Below are 1,625 nucleotides of genomic sequence, written 5' to 3' on the forward strand. Positions count from 1 at the left end.
GCCGATGATGGCGGCCTGGTGCTGCGCCTGGTGTATCGCCCGCCGCTGGACTTCCCACGCATGCTGGCGTTCCTGCGCAAGCGCAGCCTGCCCGGCATCGAACTGATCGGCGAAGACAGCTACCAGCGCGTGCTCGGCACGCCGGAGCGCCCCACCCTGCTGCGCGTCACCGCCGATCCGAAGCGCCCGGAGCTGCGCCTGCAGCTGGGCGCGGTGGATCCGCGCCTGATCCCGGACATCGTGCGCCGAGTACGTCGCGTTTTCGACCTCGATGCAGACCTGCAGCAGGTTCACGCCGCCCTCAACGAAGAACCCCTGCTGGCACGCGGCATCACCGAACGCCCCGGGCTGCGCGTGCCCGGCGGCTGGGATGGTTTCGAAGTGGGCGTGCGTGCGGTGCTGGGCCAGCAGGTCAGTGTCGCCGCCGCCACGACCTTTGCGCGGCGTCTGGTCGATGCATACGGGGCGCACCTGCCGGGCATGCCGTCCGAGTTCGATCGCCAGTTCCCGGCGCCCGAGATGGTGGCCGAAGCGCCACTGGAATCGATCGGCCTGCCGCGCACCCGCGCCGCCACCGTGCGTGCGCTGGCCGCCGCCTGTGCCAGTGGCCAGCTCGACTTCGGTCCCGGCCAGGCGCTCGAAGAATTCGTTGCGCGCTGTGTTGCACTGCCCGGCATCGGCCCGTGGACCGCGCAGTACATTGCCCTGCGCGGACTTGGCCAGCCCGATGCCTTCCCCGCCGGTGACCTGGTGCTGCAGCAGGTCCTCGGCCACGCGCAGGGCCAGCGCCTGAGCGAGCGTGCAACCGAAGCCCGCTCGCAATCGTGGCGCCCGTGGCGCGCCTACGCCGTGCTGCACCTGTGGCACCTGTCCGGCACTTTCGTTGGAGAACCGACATGACCCTGTTGTTCGATCGTTTCGACAGCCCTATCGGCGTGCTGACCATCGCCGGTGACGAGCGTGGGCTGTCACATGTGCTGTTCCCGGAGAACCGCCATCCGGCACGCGGCCGCGACGGCTGGCATTACGCGCCGGATGCTTTGCCGGAAGCGCGCGACCAACTGCTGCAGTTCCTGCACGGCGAGCGCAACCAGTTCGACCTGCAGCTGGCGCCACGTGGCACCCCGTTCCAGCTACGCGTGTGGCAGGCGCTGGCGCTGATCCCGTTTGGCCAGACCTGGAGTTACCTTCAGCTGGCGCAGCACCTGGGCCAACCCAGCGCGACCCGCGCGGTGGGCGCGGCGAACGGCCGCAATCCGCTGCCGATCATCCTGCCCTGCCATCGTGTGATCGGCAGCAACGGCGCGCTGACCGGTTTCGGCGGCGGGCTGGAAACCAAGGCCGCGCTGTTGCGGCTGGAACAACGCCAGGCACCGCTGTTCGCCTGAGAGTTGCTGGCCGGGCGGCGCCCGGCACCCGCAGAAGCAACGGCAACGGCCGAAGCAACAGCAGGATTCCGTGGGATGCCGTGGTGGGGGGGGGGGGGGGGGGGGGGGGGGGGGGCGGCCGGCCGGGGCGGGGGGGGGGGGGGGGGGGGGGGGGGGGGGGGGGGGGGGGGGGGGGCGGGCGGGCTCGGCGGGGACGCGGCCCAGTACCGCGCCCCCCGGGGGGTCCCGCCCGGTGCT

2 protein-coding genes are annotated in these 1,625 nt (G+C 72.1%); both read left to right on the forward strand.

Annotated features, from left to right (window positions below):
• A partial coding sequence (locus QRO91_RS03410; protein ID WP_285310257.1) for a DNA-3-methyladenine glycosylase occupies positions 1 to 900 on the forward strand: 900 nt, incomplete at its 5' end.
• Positions 897 to 1,388, forward strand: a complete 492-nt coding sequence (locus QRO91_RS03415; RefSeq protein ID WP_049432187.1) for a methylated-DNA--[protein]-cysteine S-methyltransferase — start codon at positions 897 to 899, stop codon at positions 1,386 to 1,388. The genes QRO91_RS03410 and QRO91_RS03415, both read left to right, overlap by 4 nt.
• Positions 1,389 to 1,625: the final 237 nt, after the last annotated feature.

It is taken from the genome of Stenotrophomonas maltophilia group sp. Smal32 (assembly GCF_030237085.1).
GTDB lineage: Bacteria > Pseudomonadota > Gammaproteobacteria > Xanthomonadales > Xanthomonadaceae > Stenotrophomonas > Stenotrophomonas maltophilia_Q.

Excerpts from the sequence above, each read along its gene's own strand:
- QRO91_RS03415 (WP_049432187.1), top strand. The coding sequence starts at position 897 with ATGACCCTGTTGTTCGATCGTTTCGACAGCCCTATCGGCGTGCTGACC.